Below are 21,355 nucleotides of genomic sequence, written 5' to 3' on the forward strand. Positions count from 1 at the left end.
GTCGGCCCCGTGGACGTCACACAAACCGGGCAACGATTTGGCCATTCCCGGTCCAGCTGTGGACAACCTCGTGGACAGCTGTCCGGGACCGGTTTCGGTGTTGATCTAGGGGCGGTAGTGGCGGTCAGCACAGGCCCCAGGTGTTGTGGTTGCCTGGCCGGAGCGAGTTTCCACACCTTGTGCACAGAGTTGTCCACAGGCAGTGGACAACTTTCGACTAGACTGCGGGGCATGGTTCGGGTGCCGTTGACGGATGAAGAGCGCTCCCGCGGTGAGCGCCTCGGGGTGGCGCTGCGCGCTGCCCGCGCGGGCCGCAGCATGGTCGACGTCGCGGCCGAGGCCGGGATCTCGGTGGAAACGCTGCGGAAGATCGAGACCGGGCGCATCCCGACGCCGGCGTTCTTCACGGTCGCGGCGATCGCCGACGCAGTGGGAGTGCCGCTCGACGTGCTGCGGACGGCGTGCGAGGACGCCGACGCGGACCCAGCGTTCAAGGCCGCGTTGTCCCAAGCCAGCTAGGCGCGCAGCTTCGTCAGGATGTGCTCCCGGTCGTTGATGAACGCGCACGCGCGGACCGGGAGGTCGAAGGAGTTCAGGAGCTTCTCGAAGTCCGAGATCTCGTCCGGGTTGAGTGGCACGTCGGCGATGGTGATGTGGGCGGCGAGAGTGTCGGTGAGTTCTTCCCACTCGCCGGACCACTGCAGCGTGCGGTAGTGGGCCAGGTCCTCGACCGGGAGGCGGTCGGCCAGCAGGTCGAGCAGGCTGTCGGTGAAGTAGCTGATGCGGTTCTCGGCGCGGTCGGCCACCGTCGGGTTCGCGGGGTCGCGCGCGGTGTCCGGGTTGCGGATCACGCCCGCGCCGGCGACGGGGTATCCCGTGTGGACGAAGCCCTCCGGGTCGACCAGCACCACGACCTGCACGCCGTAGCGTTCACCGACGCAGCGCCAACGACCGTTGTACTGCCGAGTGCGGGGTTCGCTCGGATCATTGGCGACGTCCTTGATCACCGCGATGATCTGCTCGTCGGTCCAGCCGGGTGGGAACTCGCTGGTTGCCCGGCGGCCGGTGCCCGGAGCGTGTGCACCGCCCACGTCAGCTCCTCTCGTCCGGTGGGAGCCTAACCCGCCGGGCGCGGCTCAGCCGAGCAGCGAGAGGGCCGCGATGCCGACCACGAGGAGGTCGGGTCCGCGGAAGAGCTGGCGGGCGAGGTTCGCGGGCAGCGGACCCGCTGGGGTGTCGACGAATCCGGCACTGCTGTAGTCCACGGGCTTGCGCGTGACCGTGCGCAACACCGACAGCACAGCGAGTGCCACGGTCACCCACGACAGCGCGTCGACCGACGTGCCGAGCGCCGCGAGCGCGGCCGCCAGCAGCGCCGACCACACGACGGCGACGACGGTGAGCACAACGCCGTGGGCGATGACGAGCTCGGAATCCGTGGAGCCCAGCCACCGCCGTCGGCCGGGGTTGCGCCACAGCACGCCGAGGCCCGCGCCGAACGGGGTCAGCGCGACGTAACCCCCGAGGCCGACGAGCACCGAACCCGGCAGCGTCGGCACGGCCACGTGCCCCACCGCCACGGCGAGCGCGACGAGCAGCAGCATCCCCGCGTAGCGCGAGCGCCCCGCGATGCCCGCGACGGCCAGCCTGAGCGGCGTCGGCCGGCTCAGCGACCACCGGCCCGACGCCGTGGCTTCGGGCAGCATCATCATCGGGTCGAGGAACGTGACGGCGACCGAGCGCAGCACACGCGCGTTCCAGCCGTCGAGCAGGTTCGCGCGGCCCGCGCGCGTAACCGGTTCACCGCCGAACGACAACGCGACGGCACAGAGCAGGATGCCGGCGCCCGCGTACTGCACCGCGATGGGCCCGAGGTGCGCGGCCGCGATCACGACGCCCAGCACGGCCAGCAACACCGGCCCGCCGATGTCGATGCGCAACGCCGTGCGCCGCGCGGTGGCGAACACCAGCACGGCGCTGCTCACGACCAGGGCGAGCGCCGCGCGCCACAGGTCGAGCGAACTGCCACCCACGGCCAGCATCAGTCCGGCGAGGTAGGCGACGACGATGACGAAACCGGTCAGACCGCCCGCCAGCCGGCTCGCCACCACGCGGCGGCGGTCTACGCGGGCGAAATCCATCCAGGTGAGTTCCGCGGGTTCGGTCCAGACGAAGCCTCGCCGGAGCAGGCTGCGCCAGCCCACCGCGCAGCAGAGCGTGACCAACCCGAGGACGGCGGGGTAGTCCACAGGGGACGGTCCGAAAAGGACTCGATGCCACGCGTCGGTGCGGAAGAACGCGGTGAAGAGGAAGCCGACGCCGAAGATGAGGACAAAGGTGGCGCTGTCACCGCTGAAGATCCCGCCGAAGCGCTTCCGGCCGGGGACGCGGAGGCGGGTACCGAGGGCTACCACGGAGCGACCCCGCTTTCGGCCGCGCGGGTGGGGGAAGCCGGGGTCACCACAGTTCGAGGACGCTGTCGGCCGCGTCGAGGAGGGGTTGGTGGTGGGTGGCGACCACGACGGCGGCGCCGGAGGAGGTGGAGCGTTTGATCAGGTCGACGAGCCAGTCTTTGCCCGCGGTGTCGAGGGCGCGTTCGGGTTCGTCGAGGAGGAGGACCTTGTGCGGGCGGGCCGTGACGCCGAGGAGCAGCAGGCGGCGGCGCTGGCCCGCGGAGAAGTGGCCGGCGGTGACGCGCGCGCGGTCGGCGAGGCCGGCGTCCGCCAGCAACGCGTCGAAGTCGCCCAGATCGACACCGAAAGAGCCGGCCAGGAGTTCCAGGTGCTGCATCGGTGTGAGCTCCGCGAAGAAGTCGGAGTCGTCGAAGAGCACGGAGACCTTGCGGCGGAAGGCGACGCTGCGTTCGTCGGGCTTCTCGCCGTCGATGTGGACGCGGCCGCGCTGGGGTTCCTGCATGCCGTACAGACAGCGGAGCAGGGTGGACTTGCCGACGCCGTTGGGGCCGACGAGCACGGCGCACTCGCCGGGGTCGACGGAGAAGTCCAGGTCGTCGAGCAGCCACAGGTCGCCGGCCTTCACGCCGAGGCCGCGGGCGTCGATGATCATCGGCGGGACCACCGTTGCGCGAAGGCTTCCATGCAGCTCACGCTACCGGGCACCCCTGACGATCTTGAGGCTGCCGGAGCACGAAGGGGACGTTCGCACCACAACGGCACGAACGTCCCCTTCGGACGGACAGAACGTCAGCTCAGGCGGTGGGCCAGCGCGTCGAGCTCGTCACGCAGCGAGGTGGGCACCTCGCCGATCTTCTCGAACCACTCCTCGATCAGCGGCAGCTCCGCGCGCCACTCTTCGGCGTTGACCTGCAGCGCGGCCTCGATGTCCGAAGCCGGCTCGGTGAGGCCCTCGGTGTCGAGGTCCTCGGCGCGCGGCACGAAGCCGATCGGCGTCTCGACGGCGTTGCCCTTGCCCTCGACGCGCTCGATGACCCACTTGAGCACGCGCGAGTTCTCGCCGAAGCCCGGCCACAGGAAGCGGCCGTCGTCACCGCGGCGGAACCAGTTGACGTAGAAGATCTTCGGCAGCTTGTTCGCGTCGGCGTTCTTGCCCAGCGTCAGCCAGTGCTTGAAGTAGTCACCGGCGTGGTAGCCGAGGAACGGCAGCATCGCCATCGGGTCGCGGCGCACGTTGCCCACCGCGCCGGCCGCGGCGGCCGTGGTCTCCGACGACATCGTGGCGCCCATGAACACGCCGTGCTGCCAGTCGCGGGCCTCGTTCACCAGCGGCACCGTGGTCTTGCGGCGGCCGCCGAACAGGATCGCCGAGATCGGCACGCCCTGCGGGTCGTCCCACTCCGGCGCGAGGATCGGGCACTGCGACATCGGCGTGCAGTAGCGCGAGTTCGGGTGCGCGGCCTTCTCCTCGGACGCCGGCGTCCAGTCCTGGTGCTTCCACGACGTGGCGTGCTCGGGCGTGTTCTCCATGCCCTCCCACCAGATGTCGCCGTCGTCGGTGAGGGCGACGTTCGTGAAGACCGTGTTGCCCTTTTCGATGGTGCGCATGGCGTTCGGGTTGGTGTGCCAGTCGGTGCCCGGCGCGACGCCGAAGAAGCCGAACTCCGGGTTCACGGCGTAGAGGCGGCCGTCTTCACCGAAGCGCATCCACGCGATGTCGTCGCCGAGGGTCTCGGCGCGCCAGCCCGGGATGGTCGGCTGCAGCATCGCGAGGTTGGTCTTGCCGCAGGCGCTCGGGAACGCCGCCGCGACGTAGTGGACCTTGTCCTCCGGCGAGATCAGCTTCAGGATCAGCATGTGCTCGGCGAGCCAGCCCTCGTCGCGCGCCATGACCGAGGCGATGCGCAGCGAGTAGCACTTCTTGCCCAGCAAGGAGTTGCCGCCGTAACCCGAGCCGTAGCTCCAGATCGCGCGCTCCTCGGGGAAGTGCGAGATGTACTTGGTGTCGTTGCAGGGCCAGGCGACGTCCTTCTGGCCCGGCTCGAGCGGCGCGCCCACGGAGTGCAGCGCCGGCACGAAGTCGCGCTCGGTGCCGTCGGGGTTGATGAACTTGTCCAGCGCCGCCTTGCCCGCGCGGGTCATCACGCGCATCGACGCCACAACGTAGGCGAAGTCGGTGATTTCCAGACCCAGCTTGGGGTTCTCGTCGGAGAGCGGACCCATGCAGAACGGGATCACGTACATCGTGCGACCCCGCATGCACCCGCGGTACAGCTCGGTCATCGTGGCCTTCATCTCGGCCGGCGCGACCCAGTGGTTCGTGGGGCCGGCGTCCTGCTCACGCTGCGAGCAGATGAACGTCCGGTCCTCGACACGAGCGACGTCGCCCGGGTCGGAAGTGGCCCAGTAGGAGTTCGGCTTGGCCTTCAGCTTCACGAAGGTCCCGGCCTCGACCAGCTCGTCGTTGATCTTCGCGGCCTCTTCGTCGGACCCGTCGACCCACACCACGCGGTCCGGGGTGGTCAGTTCGGCGACCTCCCGGACCCAGGACAGCACGCCACTGTGCGTCGTCGGCGCATTGTCCAGTCCGGGGATGGCGACTGCGGTCATCTCTACTCCTGACTTCCGACGACAAATAAGCCCACACGCCGGACCGCGGTGTCCGGGTGCGGGCCTCGTTGCCGGCGACCGAATGGCTTCGCACACCGGGGGTGAGCCGGTGTGCGGGTTTTGGGATTCCTCGACTGTAGCCGGATGACCGGCAGGTAACCGAGAGCTGACCTGTCGGTTCTCTCACAAGAACGATAAGGGAATCGATTCAGTTGTCACCGGATTGGTCCAGCGCCGGAAATTCTTTCGATGCGGGGTGCTCAATTCGGGCGAAGATCACCGCGTTCGGCGAAACGACAACGGGCCCGGCGAGTGCCGGGCCCGTTGTGACGTGAGTTACAAATGGGTCAGTTGGGACTGATCCATTGTCCGGTTCCCGAATCGATCTTCGCGACGCCCGAAAGAAGCTGCGTGCCGTCGCCGCCCCAGATCGAGTCGCTCGCCGGGTCGGCCGCGCGGACGCCGGCGCTTTCGGCCTCGGTCCACTGGCCGGCGCCGGTGTGCTCGTAAGTGGTGGTGCTGCCGTCGGCGCCGATCTCCACCGCGACGTCGGCCTCGCCGTCGCCGTCGGTATCGGTGAACGCCATCGTGCCGCCGTCCTTGGTCTCGACGATCGCGGTGTCGTTGTGCCCGTCGTGGTCGGTGTCGATCGTGGCGACGCCGGCGTCGACCTCGCCGTCGGGCAGGTCGGCGTGGATGTGGCCGGTCGTGGAGTCGTCCTGCGAGTGCGACTCGGTCCCGCCCGGGTGCTCAGCACCGCCGGACTCGACCCACACACCGCTCGATTCGTCGTAAACCGCCTGGTCCACGACGTGGCCGGAGCTGTCCAGCACGGCGTACTGGTCGGCGACGCCGTCGCCGTCCGAGTCGATGAACGCCTGCGCTGTGCCGTCGTCGTGCTCCACGATGGCGGTGTCGTTCACGCCGTCGGAGTCGACGTCGTAGTTGACCTCGGCCTGGTAGTCCTGGCCTTCGACGTGGACCGTCATGGCCTCGGGTCCGCTGGCGTCGGTGTCGGTGCCGCCACTCTCGTCGACCCACATGGGAAAAGCCCCCTTTTAGGACCGGGTCTCGCCGGCTGCGTTCAGCTGTCGATCGGTAGGACTCACGTTAGGCCGGTTCGGTTCCTGTCCACAAGCTGATCACCCCCGGTCACGCAGCGTTCGGATGCGCCCGAGCAGCGATTCCGCCCTCGCGTGGCCGTCGGTGGCCTCCTTCAGTCGCTTCGAAACGATCGCGATGTTCTTCGCCCGCTCCTGCGCGCCCATCTTGATCGTGCGGTCCACGTCCTTGAGCTCGGCCTCGATCGCCTCGATACGGCGGCTCAGCGCTTCGTCGAGCGCCATCGACAGCTGCTGCTCGGCTTCGATGAGCTGCTCGGCCACGAGCTGGTCGAGCGTGGAGCGCGCGTCGGCGATGGCCTCGACCAGCCATTGCTTCATGTGCTGCTTGTCGGCGGCGTGCTTGCGCGTGCGGGCCATCCACCAGCCGGCACCGAGACCGATGATGATCGTGGCCGGCAGCACCACCGGGTTCAGGATCGCGACGCCGGCCAGCGGCAACGCGGCGATCTTGCCCGCGCCGACACCACCCGAGATGCCCATGAACACCAGCAGCTTGTCCTCCGCCGTCGGCGGCTTCTTGTCCGGCGGCCGCAGCACCACGGGCGGCCCGCCGGCCCGCGCGAACTGCGCGCGGATCACGTCGAGCTCCTCGGGGGAGAACAGCTCGGACAACGCCACGTTGGTCACGTGGTTCAGCCGTTGCGACAGCAGCATCGAGACCCGTTGCGACGTCGTCTGCAACGCGAGGTCCACCTGCTGCGGCAACGCGGCCAGCTCGTCTCGCTTCGCCGAGTCGATGCGCTGGCGGAAGTGCGTTTGGGCGTCGCGCATTTCGCGGCTGCTCTCGTGGCCGACCTCCACGCGGGTGCGCTGGATCTCGCCCCGCAGCTTCAGCTGCCAGCCACGGGTGGACGAACGGCGTTCGGCCTGCAGGTGGTCGCGGCGTTCGCGCAGCTGCTCGGCCTCGGCCTCACCCGCCGAGAGCGCCCGGCTCTCGGCCTGAAGCTTCGCCTTGATGCCGGCCAGCGCGCTGGAGAGCGCGCGCAGGGCGTTGGCCTCGGCCAGCATCATCGAGCGGCCGACGAGCATTTCCTGCAGCGCGATCTGCACGGCGGCGATACCCGACTTCTCGCGCAGCATGGCCGCGACCTGCTCGTTCGGCGCTTTCGCGGCCGTTTCGAACACCCGGGCCGAGACGGGGTGGAAGACGGCGTCGGCGAAGCGCGGGGCGTGCTGGGCGAGCAGCTGCCGGTCGGCCTCGAGGATCTCGCGCCAGCCGCGGAACGCGTCGGTCTTGGCCAGCACGAACAGCACGGTTTCGACGCGGTCGGCCACATCGCGGAGGAACTGCAGCTCGGTGGACGTGAACGGCGCCGACGCGTCGAGCACGAACACCAGCGCCGTCGCGGTCGCCGCCGCCTCGCGGGCCAGCTCGCCGTGCAGCGAGTCGAGGCCGCCGACGCCCGGGGTGTCGACGAGCGTCACGCGCTCCAGCAGCGGCACCGGCCCGGACACCTCGACGTAGCGCGGCGGGATCTGACCCGGCGGCAGCTCGTGGGCGGCCGAGACCCAGTTGACCAGCTCGGTCAGCTGGATCGGCACCGGCGCGAGCTGCCCGGGGTAACAGGCCTGCGCGCCCCACTGCTCCGCGTGCTCGAAGACGAGGTAGGTGGCGGTGGCGACGTCGGCGTCCACAGGGGACAGTCCCGGGGTCGCGAGCAGCGCGTTGACCAGCGTGCTCTTGCCGCGGTTGGTCTCGCCGACGACCACGACCGACGGCTTCGCCGCGCGCGCCCGGCGCACGTCGTCCACCCACTTGGCAGCCTGCGGATCGGCTTCGCGGACCACGGTGAGCAGCTGCTCGCGCGCGGCCTGGACCTGGGCGGGAAGGCTGGGTGAGGTCACTGGGCTCGCTTCGCGTAGACGGTGACGATGGGCGCGCGCAACAGCCGCTCGCCCTCGGCGAACCCGATCACCTCGGTCTCGGCGACCACGCCGTCGAGCGCCGGGTCGTCGGTGGGGATCGCGCCGCCGGCCTCGTGGCACGCGGGGTCGAAGCGCTCGCCGTCGGGGCGCAGCGCGGTGACGCCGATGTCGGCGAGGCCGTGTTCGAGCCGCTGGACCACTCCACCGCTGCGGGCACGGTCGAGCGCGTAGAGGCAGAGCTGGATGAGCGCCTGACGATCCGCCAGCGCGCGTTCGAGATCACCGGGGGCAGCTACGACGTCCACATCCGTGTTCGACGCGGACGTGTCGGCGGTGGTTCCGGGCTCCCCGCCGGCGGGTTCCGCGCCGCGGTTGCGGAACCAGGCCACAGCCGTCACCCCCGCCTTGCCCCGCGGACCGCCCGTTCGGCCCGCCGGGATTCCACCAGTCTGGAGCAGATCTTCGCCAGTCGGGCGCGAATCCGGGAGCGCAAACGCTTGCGCGCGCCGTCAGGCGAGGTCGCGGATCACCGAGCGCATCGCCTGCTCCAGCGAAGGCACGTCTTCGGCGAAGCGCGAAGACACGAGGATCTGGTCCTCGGCCGTCCGCAGCCAGACGCGGCCCGCCACGGAGATCTCGATGACCGACAGTCGAAAGGGCCGCGCACGCCGGCCGAGGTCGACCTCGGTCTCGCGGACGAGCTGCCCCAGCCGGTCGCCCGCCACGATCTGCCGCCGGTAGAAGCCCGCGGCCCCCAATGCGGCGTGCAGAGCCGGCCGGCGGGCCTCCGTGAAGTGGCGCGCGGCAGCGGACGTGAAGTGCTGGATGGCCAGGTCGATGGCCGAGCCGTCGCCGGGAGCGGGCCGGCCGAAGCGGCTGCGGGGCTTCCGCGAACCCGATTCGCCGCGGAGCCGGACGAACTCCAGGAGATCGGTCCACCAGTCCGCCCACTGGGCCTGAACGGCGGCGCGGTCGATGGCCGGCGGCACGCGCACCGGCACCGCGGGCTCCACCGGCGGCAGCAGCTGGCCCTCGGCGACGGACAACGCGAGCACGTCCCGGAGGTACAGAGCGATGTCGATCTCCTGCTCGCTCCCCCAGGACGCCCGCCACGAGGTGGTGTTCTCCAGCCGCACGAAATCCACCCTACGCGTGAACGGCGACATTCCTACGGGATGCGGATCTGTTGCCAGATCAGGAAATAGGCCCGGTGCACGACGTGCGCCACGCGGCTCTGCGCGGGCGTTGCGCCGAACGAGGCAAAGGAGCGCCACCAGCCCGCGCGTTCGAGGGCGTGAGCGGTCAGTTCCGGCCGGGCGGCGCCGGGGAGGCCGAGCTGCGCGCCGAGGTCGGCGTTGCTGCCGACGCGCAGCACCTCTTCCGCGAGGTCCTCCGGCATGTCGACGGCTCCGGAGGCCACCAGCGTCAACGCCTCCAGCAGCCGCAGCTGGTGTGCCTCCGGCTTGGCGAGCAGGACCTCGATCGCGTCGTGCACGCGCTGGCGTTCGCCGGGATCGCCCGACGCGTGGGCCAGCGCGGTCACCGAAGCGAGCGCCGCGGCGGCCTTGATCCCGTCGGCTCGCGCGGCGAAGACGATGGCCAGGCGCTGGCGCACCGCGCCGAGGCCCGACGCGTCGAGCAGCACCCGACGCAGCGCCCCCGCGGTGATCGCGGGCTCTGCGCGGATCGCGTCGACTGCGCGGCGAACGCCGTAGAGGTCGAGCTTCTCCAGCAACCGCAGCCGGACGCCGGCGGGCACGTCGCACTCCCAGCTGGTGAAGATGTCGGCCGAGATGAGCATGGTCTCGAGGACGTCGTCGTCGACGTCGGCGAGCTGGTGCAGCGCGTCGGCGTCGGCCGAGGTGAAGCCGCCCGACTCGGCGGACTCGGCGATCAGGCCGATCACCGGCAGCACGTCGGCGACGCGCGGCTTGAGCGTGCTCGCCTGCTTTTCCGCGAGCAGCTTCGCCGCCAGCCAGATGTCGCCGCCCGAGCCCTCGACGGTCTCCGCGACGATCGTGTCCGCCTTGTTCAGCACGGCGATCGCGTTCACCGGGCCCGCCTCGCGGCTCGCGGTGGCGGCGGTGAACGCGGCGAGCGCCTGCTGGTCGTCGGCCCGCACGCCCTGCGTCACCACGTAGAGCACGGCTTCCGCGCCGGCGACGGCGTTGCGGGAGGTGTCGTCGAGGTTGTCCGAACCGGTGTCCTCCTGCGCGGCGCCGAGCAGCTGCTCGGTGCGCGAGACGGACGCGGCGTCGAGCGAGCCCAGGCCCGGGGTGTCGATCACGGTCATGCCCTGCAGCACCGCGTTGGTCAGGTAGGCCTCGAGGTGCGAGACCTTCGTGATGTCCACGCCGAGCTCGGCCGGGATCGACCCGTCGGCGGCGAAGGGCAGCACCTGCTTGGCGCCGTCGGTGAACACGACCTCGACGCGGTCGACCGTGCCGTACTGGAAGCGCGTGACGAGGCGCGTGCACTCACCGACGTCGGTGGGCGCGACCCGGCGGCCGATCAACGCGTTGACCAGCGTGGACTTGCCCGACTTGATCCGCCCGGCCACGGCCACCTGCAGCGGCGCGGCGAGCCGGCGCTGCACCTCGGCGAACCCGGCGGCCGTGCGCGGCGAAACCTGCGAGGCGAGCCGGTGGCACAGGTTGGCGACCGACATCGACAAAGGGCCCGCGAGGCGCCCCTGCTCCGTCACGCCCCGGTCCCCTCTCGTTCGCTGCTCTACTGCCGGGAAATCGTGCCATGTCCGACCACCGCGAGTGCGACCGACAGTGCTACCGGAGGATGACGCGGCGTGCCCGGTCGCCCACCTAATCTTGTCGGGTGCGACGGCTGAGCCTCTGGATGCGTGCCCACCCCATGGCGGGCGACACGCTGCTCGCCGTGGTCCTGCTGTTCATCGACTTCGTGCTGTTCGTCGACGGCAGCGTCGGCCACGAGAACCACCCGCCGCCGTGGTTCATCTCGCTGCCGATCGACGTCGCCATGGTGGCGCCGCTCGTGTTCCGGCGGAAGAAGCCGCTGGTCTCGGCCTACGTCGTGTACTTCGTCGCCATCGCGCACGGAGCGCTGTCGCTGGGCTTCTCCTCCGTCGCAGCGCTGGCGATGAGCCTGTACTCGATCCTGGTCTACATCGGCCGCAAGCAGGGGCTGATCTACGTCGGCGCGCTCGTGCTGATGACCGGCGTCGAGGTGTTCACCGACAAGTCGACGCCGTGGCTGGGCAACGCGCTGTTCACCGCCTTCGGCATCGCGCTGTGCTGGACGCTCGGCGAGTTCGTCGGTGCGCGGCGCGCGTACCAGCTGGAGGTGGAAGCGCGCCTGCACCTGCTGGAGACCGAACGCGACCAGGCCACGCGCATCGCCGTGGCCGAGGAGCGCGGCCGCATCGCGCGCGAGCTGCACGACGTGGTCGCCCACTCCGTGAGCGTGATGGTGGTGCAGGCCGACGGTGCGGCGCTCGCGTTGCCCACGAACCCGGAGCTGGCCGGCCGCGCGCTGCAGACGATCTCCGAAACCGGCCGCGGCGCCCTCGGCGAGCTGCGCCGGCTGCTCGAGGTGCTGCGCGGCGACCACGGCGACGGCGAGCCACGCGTACCGCAGCCCGACGCCAACGCGCTGGGCGAGCTGGCCGAACGCATGCGCGGCGCGGGCGTCCCAGTGGACCTCGAGGTGGGCGATGGCCTCACCGACCTGCCCGCCGGCGTCTCCCTCGGCATCTACCGCATCGTGCAGGAGTCGCTCACGAACACGCTCAAGCACGCCGGCACCGGCGCGCGCGCCGAGGTCCACGTGCACCGCAAGGGCGACAGCAAGACCGGCGACGTGGTCGAGGTGCTCGTCCGCGACGACGGCGCCGGCCGCGCGCGCCAGCTCGAACAGGTGACGGTGGGCGCGGGAGCGCCTTCGAAGAAGGCCCCGCGACTGCAGGTCGCGGGCGGAAACGGACTGATCGGGATGCGGGAGCGCGCGAACGTGTACGGCGGAACGCTGGAGGTGGGCCCCGCGCCCGCCGGTGGGTGGCAGGTGCGGGCCGTGCTGCCCGTTAGGTTGGCGCCGTGATCAAAGTGGTGGTCGTGGACGACCAGGAACTGATGCGCGTCGGCTTCCGCATGGTGCTGGGTGCGCAGGCCGACATCGACGTGGTGGGCGAGGCCGGCGACGGCGCGCAGGCCATCAAGCTCGCCGACGAGCTGCGGCCTGACGTCGTGCTCATGGACGTGCGCATGCCGGTGCTCGACGGGGTGGAGGCCACGAAGCAGATCGTGGCCGCCGGGACCGCGCGCGTGCTGGTGATGACCACCTTCGACCTCGACGAGTACGTCTATGCGGCCCTGCAGGGCGGCGCGTCGGGTTTCCTCCTCAAGGACACCCCGCCCGACCACCTCGTGTCGGCGCTGCGGTCCGTCGCGTCGGGCGACGCCGTGGTGTCACCCTCGGTGACCAAGCGGCTGCTCGACCGCTTCGTGGGCGCAGGCGGCTCGCCGGTGCGCGACGCGAGGGAGCTCGACGTGCTGACCGACCGCGAACGCGAGGTTCTCGTGCTCATCGCGAAGGGCATGTCGAACCTCGAGATCGCCGAAACGCTCTTCCTCTCCGAGGCCACGGTGAAGACGCACGTGGGCCGTATCCTGGCGAAACTCGACCTGCGCGACCGCGTGCAGGCCGTGGTGCTCGCCTACGAAACCGGCCTCGCGCGCCCCGGCCTCGGCTGAGGTCCCCACCCGCTCTTGATCCACTGTGCTGGTCTTCGACGCCGAAGTTCAGGGTCGTCTCAGGGGTTTCACCGATCGCACATCAACCGCCGAGGCGGTTGGGTACTACTCAGGTCGGGTGACGAGTTCGACCCACAGGATGACGCGAAGACCGGTCCACCTCGGTCACGATATGGCGGGTAAGCGGCACACAGCCGTCGAAGAGGGAGCAGGGATGATCGAGGCATCAGGTCTCACCAAGCGTTACGGGAACACGCTGGCGGTGAACAACCTGTCGTTCAGCGTGGCCACGGGGAAGGTCACCGGCTTCCTGGGCCCGAACGGCGCCGGCAAGTCCACGACCATGCGCATGATCCTGGGGCTCGACAACCCCACCGCCGGTGAGGTCCGCATCGGGGGCAAGCGGTACCACGACCTGAAGGACCCGCTGCGCACCGTCGGCGCGCTGCTCGACGCGAAGTGGGTGCACCCCAACCGCTCGGCCCGCGCGCACCTGATGTGGATGGCGAAGTCCAACCGCATCCCGGCGTCGCGTGTGGACGAAGTGCTCGACATCGTGGGTCTCACCAGCGTGGCCGGCAAGCGCGCCGGCGGGTTCTCGCTCGGCATGTCGCAGCGGCTGGGGATCGCGGGCGCGCTGCTGGGCGACCCGGAGGTGCTGCTGTTCGACGAGCCGGTGAACGGCCTCGACCCCGAGGGCATCCTCTGGATCCGCAAGTTCATGCACCGCCTGGCCGACGACGGCCGCACGGTGTTCGTGTCGAGCCACCTGCTCTCGGAGATGGCGCTGACCGCGAGCGAGCTCGTGGTGATCGGCAAGGGTCAGCTGATCGCGCAGTCGTCCACCGAGGAGTTCGTGGCGCGCGCCGCGGAGAACACCGTGAAGGTGCGCTCGCCGCAGCTGCCCGTGCTGCGCGAGGCACTGGTGCGCGCCAGCGCCCAGGTGACCGACTCGGGCGAAGCGCTCATCGTGTCCGGGATGGACAGTGCCAAGATCGGCGAGCTCGCGGCTTCCGCGAACGTCGTGCTCCACGAGCTGAGCCCGCAGACCGGTTCGCTCGAGCAGGCCTTCATGCAGATCACCGGCGACTCCGTCGAGTACCACACCGGGCTCGAGGCCGAGGCGCAGCAAGCCCTCCAGCCCACCGCCCGCTGACGACTACTCGTACAACAAGGATTCCGGGGAAAAGAACCATGACTCTGCTCGCGGTCGAACGCATCAAGCTGTTCACCACTCGCTCACCGTGGTGGTGCGCCCTCATCGCCATCGTCCTCACGGCCGGCTTCTCCGCCCTCGTGGCGAGCGCGGCGCCGAGCACGGCGACCATCGACGTCGGGACGACGCAGTTCGGCTACCAGTTCGGCATCGCCGTGATCATGGTGCTGGCGGCGCTCTCGGTGACCACCGAGTACCGCTTCGGCACCATCCGCACCACGTTCCAGGCCGTGCCGGGCCGCACCTCGGTGCTCATCGCCAAGGCCACCGTCGTCGCGCTGCTTTCGCTCGTGATCGGTGAGATCGGCGCGTTCGGCGCCTGGGCACTGGGCTACGCGATCCGCCCGTCGGACGCGCTGGCGCTCGACACCTCGGCCGAGTGGATCAACGTCGCCGGCGTCGGCGTGCTCTTCGCGCTCGCCGCGGTGATCGCGGTGGCCATCGGCATCCTGATCCGCCACAGCGCCGGCGCGATCGCGCTGCTGCTGATCTACGTGCTGGCCGTGGAAAGCCTGGTGCAGCTCATCCCGACCGTCGGCCCGAAGATCCACGAGTGGCTGCCGTTCAACGTCGCGGAGAAGTTCCTCCGCGGTGCGGGCGGGGCGGTGCAGGGGCCGCCGCCGTCCGACGCGGTGCTCTCGCAGGGCTGGTCGCTCGCCTACTTCGCGGGCATCGCGATCGTGCTGCTGGCCGTCGCGATCGGCGTCGCGAAGAAGCGCGACGCCTGACAGAAAGACCCACCACAGGGACGTTCGGGCGGAGGCGGCGGGGGCCGAAACCGGCTGAACAGGGGAAAAAGGGGATAGGAGAAAGATCCGGGTCGCCACTTCGGGGGGCGACCCGGATCTTTTCGTTTTCGGCACGCGCTCGGCTCGGTAGTGTTCGCGCGTGCTGGAGACCCACGGGCTGACCAAGTCCTACGGCGAAACCCTGGCCGTCGACGACCTCACCTTCACCGCCGAGGCCGGTCGCGTCACCGGCTTCCTGGGCCCGAACGGCGCCGGCAAGTCCACGACGATGCGGCTGCTGCTGGGTCTCGACACGCCCACGGCCGGCACCGCGCACATCGACGGCCGGCCCTACCGGCAGCTGGTCGATCCACTCCGGACAGTCGGCGCCCTGCTCGACGCGACCTGGCGCCACCCCGGCCGCAGCGCCCGGCAGCACCTGCGCTGGCTCGCCGCGACCAACGGCTTGCCCGACCGGCGCGTGGGCGAGGTCCTCGAGCTCGTGGGCCTCGGTTCCGTCGCGAAGAAGCGCGCGGGCGAGTTCTCCCTCGGGATGCTGCAGCGCCTCGGCATCGCGACCGCGCTGCTGGGCGACCCGAAGGTGCTGCTGTTCGACGAACCCGTGAACGGTCTCGACCCCGAAGGCGTGCTGTGGGTCCGGCAGCTCATGCACTCGCTCGCCGCCGACGGCCGCACCGTGTTCGTGTCGAGCCACCTGTTGCCGGAGATGGAGCAGACGGCGCAGGACCTCGTGGTGATCGGCCGCGGCCGGCTCACCTACCAGGGCACCATGGCCGATTTCGTCCAACGCGCCGGCTCGCGCGGCGTCCGCGTGCGCACGCCCCAGGCCGACGCCCTGCGCACGGCGCTGACCGAGCTCGGGATCGCGTTCACCGACGAGGGCGACGCGCTTGTGGTGTCCGAAGTGGACAGCGACACTGTGGGTGATCTCGCGTTCACGGTCGGTGCCACCCTCCACGAGCTGAGCCCGCTGGCCGGGTCGCTGGAGCAGGCGTACCTGGAGCTGACGGGCCAGACGGCCGAGTTCACGAGCGGAGGTACCCGGTGAACGTGCTGCGGGCCGAACGGATCAAGCTCTTCTCCACCCGCGCGCCCTGGTGGTGCGGCGCGCTGTCGGTGCTCGCGCCGCTGGCGTTCACGACGTTGTTCTTCGCGCTCGCCGGCTCGGAGGTCACCGCGAGCGTCGGCAACACCCAGCTCGCCACCGGCATCGGCCGCACGGTGGCGCTGGTGCTGGCCGTGCTCGCCGCGACGTCCGACGCGAGCTGGGGCACGCTGCGGCTCACGTTCCAGGCCGTGCCGACGCGCGTGCCCGCGCTGCTCGCGAAGGGTGCCGTGGTGGTGGTCGTCTGCGCGGTGCTCGGGCTGCTCGCGGGCGTGGGGTCGTGGGGCATCGCGTCGCTGGTCCGCCCGGACGCGGATCTCGCCCTGCACTCGGCGGGCGACTGGCGGCTGGTGCTCGGGCAGACGGTGACGTTCGCGCTCACCGGGCTGCTCGGCGTCGGCGTCGGGCTGCTGCTGCGGAGCACCGCGCTCGCGTTGACGCTCGTGCTCGTGTGGACGCAGCTCGTGGAGGGGCTGGTGCTGCTGATCCCGCGCGTCGGCCCCGACGTCTACCCGTGGCTGCCGTTCTTCGCGGCCGGGCAGTTCGCTGGTGGGGATTTCACGCAAGCGGCGCTCAACGTGACGCCCGCTTTCGGCCCGTGGGGCTACCTCGCGTATTTCGGCGGCATTTGTCTCGCGTTCTACGTCGCCGGCGTGCTCACCGCGAACCGCCGCGACGCCTGACGAGAGCACATTCGCGTTAATCTGCACGTGCAGAACAGGTGTCCACGAGGCAAACGGATTAAGACCGCGTTAAGTCGTTGTGGCTTCTCTCACAGGGAGCGGACATAATGGCAAAGTCACCAGGATATTCGAGATCAAGAGCGTGCTCGTCCGTCTCAGCTCCCCGGAGGTGAACCTTGACGGTGGACGCTGGTCAGGGGCTCATGAGTCCCATTCCCACAGCCCGCAGCGAAGCGGCACCACAAAGTCACAGCGAAGCGGCACCACAAAATCACGGCGAAGCGACACTTCGAAGTGACCGTGAAGCCGCACCCCAAAGTCACCGCGCAGCGCCGCGCCAACCCCGGCTCGAGCCGATGCTGGACCTCGAATGGTCGCAGGCGATCGAGCTGCCGCGGTTCGCGCAGCCCGCGATGAAACCCGGCGACCTGCGCCAGGCGTGGGTGCACCGCGCGGCCGAAGACCTCGTGCTCGCCCTCTACCGCAGGGCCAGCGGCATGCAGGGCCCGCTGCCCGCGCCGTGGTGGCTGCGCGCCGTCGCAAGCGGCCGGCTCGAGTCCCGTGAGCTGGGGTTCCGCATCGAAGACCGCATCCAGCAGCTGCTTTCCCGCCGCTCCGGCTGGGAGTTCGTGCCCTGGGCCGCCGACGGCGAATCGGGCTACTGGGAGTTCATGCCGTCCGAGCGCGGGAAGTCCGGGCACTCCGTCCCGACGACCGTGCTGAACACCGATCGCCACCCCGGCTGGATCGACGTGCTGCCGGCCCACACGGGCACGACGCCGCACCCGATCGCTGTGTCCGGGCTCGCCGGACTGCGCTCCCGGCTCGGGGAGTTCGAAGCCGTCCGCTGACCCGCCCGGCCGTGCCGACGGATACTGATCCGACCACAGTCACGGCCGAATGGCTTCGTTGCAACGGTTACGTGCCGCGTGGGGGTCGGCCTACTTTTGGCCGGATCAGTATCGTGTCCGGGTGGAGAACGAGGACCAGCCCCGGCTGCGCAGCGTGGTCAGCTTTGTCAACCGCGGCGGCCGGATGACCGTCGGCCAGCAGCGTGCCTGGAACGAACACTGGCCGCGGCTGGGCCGCACGGTCGCCGACCTGCCGGCCGGACCGGTCGACTTCGCCGAGTGGTTCGGCCGAGAGGCGCCGGTGATGCTGGAGATCGGCTCCGGCATGGGCGAGACGACGTCGCAGCTGGCGGCCGCTGCGCCCGAGCTCAACTACGTGGCCGCCGAGGTCTACGACCCGGGCCTGGGCCAGCTGATGCTGCGCGCGGAGAAGCTCGGCGTCGAGAACCTGCGGCTGATGCACGGCGACGCGGTGGTGCTGCTGACCGAGCACGTCGAGCCCGGCGCGCTCGCCGGCGTGCGGCTGTACTTCCCGGACCCGTGGCCGAAGAAGCGCCACCACAAGCGCCGGATCGTGCAGCCGGATTTCGTGGCTCTCGTCGCGTCGCGCCTCGCGCAGGGCGGCACGTTCCACCTCGCCACCGACTGGGAGCACTACGCCGAGCAGATGCTGGAAGTGTGTTCAGCCGAGCCCGCATTGCGCAACCGCTACGCGGACGAACCGGGTGGCTGGGCGCCGAGGCCCGAATGGCGGCCGCGGACGAAGTTCGAACAGCGCGCCGACGTCGAAGGCCGCGTGTCACACGACCTCATTTTCGAGAAACGCTGACGAATTGTCTTAAGAAAGATGGTGAAAAAGGGCCGCTGCCGGGTTCCCATCCCCGGCAGCGGCCCTTTTTCTCCCCTTTTTCACCCCCGGCGTCCGCCCAACCCCGCGAAGGGCGGACCGCCCGCTACTCGTCGGCCAGCGGCTCCGCCTGCACGCGCCGCAGGGCGGGCGTGCAGATCGAGGCTCCGAGCAGCGCCACCCCGACGCCGAGCACGACCGGAGCGAAGATCCACGGGCTGAACACGACGGAGCCTTCGTCGGCGGTGCTGAACAGCCCGATCCCGACGAGGATGCCGACCACGCCGGCGCCGATCGTCGCGACCAGCGCGGGCAGCGCCGTCTCCATCCGCAGCGCCCTCGACAGCACCTTCACCGGTGTCCCGGCCGCCATCAGGGCCCCGAACGTCCGGCGCCGGTCCATGATCGAGCCGGCCGTGGCGACGGCCGCGCTGCAGCCGGCGAGGATGCCGGCGGCCACCAGGCCGATCACGGTCACCCGGCGCAGGTCCGACAGCTGCGTCTGCTGGTCGTAGAGGTACTGGTCGCGGCTGCCGACCTCCGCGCCCGTCGCGGCCGAGGCCAGTGCGGTGCGGACGATCTCGCGGTCGGCGTCCGTCGTCGGGGCGATCACCGTGGCCGCGCCGAGCTTCACACCCGCCGGCAGCGCCGACGGGTCGAGCAGGTAGGAACTGCTCACGTCGTCGCCCATCTTGAACGTCCCGACCGGCACGGAGCCGAGCGGCTGCCCCGGGTCAGTGGGCTCCGGGTCGCCGACCACGTGGTACTCGGCGGCGTTCAGCTCGTACGGCGCGTACAGCCCGACGCCGGGCTTGCAGTCGGCCGCGGTAATCCCGAGCCGCGTCAGCCGGGCCGCGTCGGCGCACGACATCACGAGTGCCCGCTGGTACGACCGCTGTTCGCCCGTGCCCTGCACCAGATAGACCTGGCCCACGGCGATCGCGCGTTCCTGCTGGCCGTAGCGGGCCAGCGCGGAGTTGGCGTGGTCCACGACGGCCGCGGCCTTGTCCGGGCTGCTGTCGGCGTAGAGCACCGAGTCGGCGTACGTCCGCCCGCCACCGGCGAGCGACTCGAACGACGGCAGCAGCGTGAGCGCCATCGAGCCGGTGAACACCGCGAGCACGATGCCCGCCGTGGCGCGGTAGGCGCCCTTCGGGTCGTCGCGCAGCCGGCGTCCGGCCAGCAGCGCCGACGGCCCCCGCCACCCCCGCACGAAGGTGCCGCCGACCGCCGAGGTCACCCACGGACCGACCACGATCGCCGACGCGACCAGCAAGAACAGGCCGACCAGCACCATGGTGGGCCCGCCGTCACCGGTGCTGGACACCGCGTAGAGGAAGAACAGGCCCGCCACCGGCAGGACGAGCAGCCGCCACCAGCGCAGCGGCTTCACGCTGTGGCCGCCGGTCGCGAAGAGCGGGTTGCGCAGCACGCGCCGCAGGCCGAGCACGCCGGCCAGCACCACCAGCGCCGGGATGGCGATCACGATGAAGACCGCGAGCGCGGTCGGCAGCGTGAAGTCCGTGGCCAGCCAGGTGCCGCCACCCCATGGGACGAACGTCGCCAGACCGTGCAAAGCGGGACTGAGAGCCAGGCCGAGCAGGGCCCCGACGCCCGCGGACAGGATCGTTTCCCCGGCAACCATGGACGTGACCTGCCCCGGCGTGGCACCCGCCAGGCGGATCGCGGCGAGCCGGCGTTCGCGCCGGGCCGCGGTGAGCCGCGCCGACGACGCGACGAGCACCAGGCTCGGCACCAGCAGCACGATGATGCCGACCCACGCCAGCAGCGTCAGGAGCGGATCCGCCTTCGCCTGCTGGTCAGGGAACGCGCTCACCGGCTGCGCGACGGCCTCCGTCGCGCGTTCGGCCTCCGTCGCGCTGAGCTCCTGCTCGCTGTGGCCGACGAGCGCCACGAGCTGTTCCGGGTACTTCAGCGCCTGGTCGCCGAGCGCGGCGACGGGCTTGCCGAACCGGTCGCCGAGCTGGTTGGCCGGCGTGTTGTTCAGCAGGCGGCCCAACGCGGGCGACACGAGCGTCTCACCCGGCCCGGGCAGCTTCGAAATCCCCGCCGGCAGCTTCAGCCCGGCCGTGTTGCCGGTGACCGCGACGTCGACGCGGGTGATCTCCTGGCCGTGGAAGTAGTCCTTGGCCCCGCTGACGAGCATGACCGGCGTGCCACTGGTGTCGAAGTTGTAGTACGACTGCCAGATGCCGCGCTGTTCGCGGACCTGCGTCGCGAAGGGCAGTGACGCGAGCAGCAGCACGAGCCCGGTCGCGACCGCGACGCCGACCGCGGTGAGGATCGCCGAGGTGCGGGTCCGCCGGTCGACACGGAGCACGCGCAGGGCGAGCTGGAGCGAGTTCATACCGCCAACCTCTTTTGCTCAGACGCTGCCGCGATCAAGCCGTCGCGGATGGCCACGGTCTTGGGCATCGACTCGGCGAGCTCGCGGTCGTGGGTCACGACGATCACGGCGGCGCCGGACTCCTGCGCGGCACCGAGCAGCGCCTGCATAGTCTCGCGGCCGGTGCGCGTGTCGAGGGCGCCGGTGGGCTCGTCGGCGAAGATCACCTTCGGCCGGTGCGTGAGCGCCCGGGCGATGGCCACGCGCTGCGCCTCACCGCCGGACAGCTCACCCGGGCGGCGCGTTTCCTTGCCGGCGAGGCCGAGGCGCGCCAGCCACTCGCGGCCCGCGGCGACCGACTCGCGCCGGGCCTTGCCCGCGAGCAGCGACGGCAGCGCCACGTTCTCCTCGGCGGTCAGCTCGGACACGAGCATCCCGGACTGGAAGACGAACCCGAACTCCGTGCGCCGCAGCTCGCTGCGCTTCTTCTCGTTCAGGTTGTCGATGCGCCGGCCCATGAGGTGGATCTCGCCGCCGTCGGCGCGCAGGATGCCGGCCAGCACGTGCAGCAGCGACGTCTTGCCCGACCCGGATGGGCCCACGATGGCCACCGCGTCCCCGGGCTGGATGTCGATGTCGATACCGGCCAGCGCGTATTGCCCGCCGTACCGCTTCACCAGCCCCCGCCCCGACAGCACCGGGCCGGAAGTCCACTGTGGATTGCTCATCCGGGGGTCTCTCCCTCATTGGTCTGCGACTTCGTTGGGAACCACCTTCACGGATCGGGGCGGGTGTCCACTTCGGGCAGACGGCCAGTCC

General features: G+C 70.6%; 20 protein-coding genes. 9 read left to right on the forward strand and 11 right to left on the reverse strand.

Annotated features, from left to right (window positions below):
• The first annotated feature begins 231 nt into the window (after positions 1 to 231).
• The gene (locus K1T34_RS17440; protein WP_220245308.1) at positions 232 to 519 is read left to right on the forward strand and encodes a helix-turn-helix domain-containing protein; all 288 of its coding nucleotides are present in this window, start codon (positions 232 to 234) and stop codon (positions 517 to 519) included.
• Here K1T34_RS17440 and K1T34_RS17445 read toward each other — a convergent pair.
• From K1T34_RS17445 to K1T34_RS17485, 9 genes are all read right to left on the reverse strand, one after another.
• On the reverse strand, positions 516 to 1,091 hold the full coding sequence (locus K1T34_RS17445; protein WP_220245309.1) for an EndoU domain-containing protein: 576 nt from the start codon (positions 1,089 to 1,091) through the stop codon (positions 516 to 518). The genes K1T34_RS17440 and K1T34_RS17445 overlap by 4 nt on opposite strands.
• 45 nt (positions 1,092 to 1,136) lie before the next feature.
• A complete protein-coding gene (locus K1T34_RS17450) occupies positions 1,137 to 2,414 on the reverse strand; it encodes a DUF6297 family protein (protein WP_220245310.1) in 1,278 nt (425 codons plus the stop codon).
• A 43-nt stretch (positions 2,415 to 2,457) separates the two neighbouring features.
• Positions 2,458 to 3,063 (reverse strand): ABC transporter ATP-binding protein, encoded by a 606-nt coding sequence (locus K1T34_RS17455; protein ID WP_220247255.1) that lies wholly within the window; start codon positions 3,061 to 3,063, stop codon positions 2,458 to 2,460.
• Between the two features lie 140 nt (positions 3,064 to 3,203).
• Positions 3,204 to 5,024 (reverse strand): phosphoenolpyruvate carboxykinase (GTP), encoded by a 1,821-nt coding sequence (locus K1T34_RS17460; protein ID WP_220245311.1) that lies wholly within the window; start codon positions 5,022 to 5,024, stop codon positions 3,204 to 3,206.
• Between the two features lie 347 nt (positions 5,025 to 5,371).
• Positions 5,372 to 6,067, reverse strand: a complete 696-nt coding sequence (locus tag K1T34_RS17465; RefSeq protein ID WP_220245312.1) for a hypothetical protein — start codon at positions 6,065 to 6,067, stop codon at positions 5,372 to 5,374.
• Positions 6,068 to 6,166: 99 nt separating this feature from the next.
• Complete coding sequence (locus tag K1T34_RS17470; RefSeq protein WP_220245313.1) at positions 6,167 to 7,993, reverse strand: dynamin family protein; 1,827 nt, start codon at positions 7,991 to 7,993, stop codon at positions 6,167 to 6,169.
• Positions 7,990 to 8,403 carry a nucleotide exchange factor GrpE gene (locus K1T34_RS17475; protein WP_255638556.1) on the reverse strand — a complete coding sequence of 138 codons (414 nt, stop codon included), beginning with the start codon at positions 8,401 to 8,403 and terminating at the stop codon, positions 7,990 to 7,992. The genes K1T34_RS17470 and K1T34_RS17475 overlap by 4 nt, the downstream gene beginning before the upstream one ends.
• 120 nt (positions 8,404 to 8,523) lie before the next feature.
• Positions 8,524 to 9,150 carry a hypothetical protein gene (locus K1T34_RS17480; RefSeq protein WP_220245314.1) on the reverse strand — a complete coding sequence of 209 codons (627 nt, stop codon included), beginning with the start codon at positions 9,148 to 9,150 and terminating at the stop codon, positions 8,524 to 8,526.
• 32 nt (positions 9,151 to 9,182) lie between these two features.
• Positions 9,183 to 10,682, reverse strand: coding sequence for a dynamin family protein (locus K1T34_RS17485; RefSeq protein ID WP_220247257.1), 1,500 nt, complete (start codon positions 10,680 to 10,682; stop codon positions 9,183 to 9,185).
• A gap of 200 nt (positions 10,683 to 10,882) precedes the next feature.
• Between K1T34_RS17485 and K1T34_RS17490 the strand changes: the two genes are divergently transcribed.
• From K1T34_RS17490 to trmB, 8 genes are all read left to right on the forward strand, one after another.
• A complete protein-coding gene (locus K1T34_RS17490) occupies positions 10,883 to 12,085 on the forward strand; it encodes a sensor histidine kinase (RefSeq protein ID WP_220247258.1) in 1,203 nt (400 codons plus the stop codon).
• Positions 12,082 to 12,738, forward strand: coding sequence for a response regulator transcription factor (locus K1T34_RS17495; RefSeq protein ID WP_220245315.1), 657 nt, complete (start codon positions 12,082 to 12,084; stop codon positions 12,736 to 12,738). The genes K1T34_RS17490 and K1T34_RS17495 overlap by 4 nt, the downstream gene beginning before the upstream one ends.
• A gap of 214 nt (positions 12,739 to 12,952) precedes the next feature.
• Entirely contained in the window at positions 12,953 to 13,894 is a 942-nt protein-coding gene (locus tag K1T34_RS17500) for an ABC transporter ATP-binding protein (RefSeq protein WP_220245316.1), read from the forward strand.
• Positions 13,895 to 13,932: 38 nt separating this feature from the next.
• Positions 13,933 to 14,682: an ABC transporter permease gene (locus K1T34_RS17505; RefSeq protein ID WP_220245317.1), complete on the forward strand. Its 750-nt coding sequence runs from the start codon at positions 13,933 to 13,935 to the stop codon at positions 14,680 to 14,682.
• 160 nt (positions 14,683 to 14,842) lie between these two features.
• Positions 14,843 to 15,751: an ABC transporter ATP-binding protein gene (locus tag K1T34_RS17510; protein WP_220245318.1), complete on the forward strand. Its 909-nt coding sequence runs from the start codon at positions 14,843 to 14,845 to the stop codon at positions 15,749 to 15,751.
• On the forward strand, positions 15,748 to 16,491 hold the full coding sequence (locus K1T34_RS17515) for a hypothetical protein (RefSeq protein WP_220245319.1): 744 nt from the start codon (positions 15,748 to 15,750) through the stop codon (positions 16,489 to 16,491). The genes K1T34_RS17510 and K1T34_RS17515 overlap by 4 nt, the downstream gene beginning before the upstream one ends.
• A gap of 356 nt (positions 16,492 to 16,847) precedes the next feature.
• Positions 16,848 to 17,342: a hypothetical protein gene (locus K1T34_RS17520; RefSeq protein WP_220245320.1), complete on the forward strand. Its 495-nt coding sequence runs from the start codon at positions 16,848 to 16,850 to the stop codon at positions 17,340 to 17,342.
• Between the two features lie 121 nt (positions 17,343 to 17,463).
• Positions 17,464 to 18,171 carry a tRNA (guanosine(46)-N7)-methyltransferase TrmB gene (trmB, locus tag K1T34_RS17525; protein WP_255638557.1) on the forward strand — a complete coding sequence of 236 codons (708 nt, stop codon included), beginning with the start codon at positions 17,464 to 17,466 and terminating at the stop codon, positions 18,169 to 18,171.
• A 124-nt stretch (positions 18,172 to 18,295) separates the two neighbouring features.
• On the opposite strand, the gene K1T34_RS17530 is transcribed toward trmB, so the two are convergent.
• The gene (locus K1T34_RS17530; protein ID WP_220245321.1) at positions 18,296 to 20,557 is read right to left on the reverse strand and encodes an ABC transporter permease; all 2,262 of its coding nucleotides are present in this window, start codon (positions 20,555 to 20,557) and stop codon (positions 18,296 to 18,298) included.
• On the reverse strand, positions 20,554 to 21,264 hold the full coding sequence (locus tag K1T34_RS17535; RefSeq protein ID WP_220245322.1) for an ABC transporter ATP-binding protein: 711 nt from the start codon (positions 21,262 to 21,264) through the stop codon (positions 20,554 to 20,556). The genes K1T34_RS17530 and K1T34_RS17535 overlap by 4 nt, the downstream gene beginning before the upstream one ends.
• Positions 21,265 to 21,355: the final 91 nt, after the last annotated feature.

Source organism: Amycolatopsis sp. DSM 110486, assembly GCF_019468465.1.
Taxonomy (GTDB): Bacteria; Actinomycetota; Actinomycetes; order Mycobacteriales; family Pseudonocardiaceae; genus Amycolatopsis.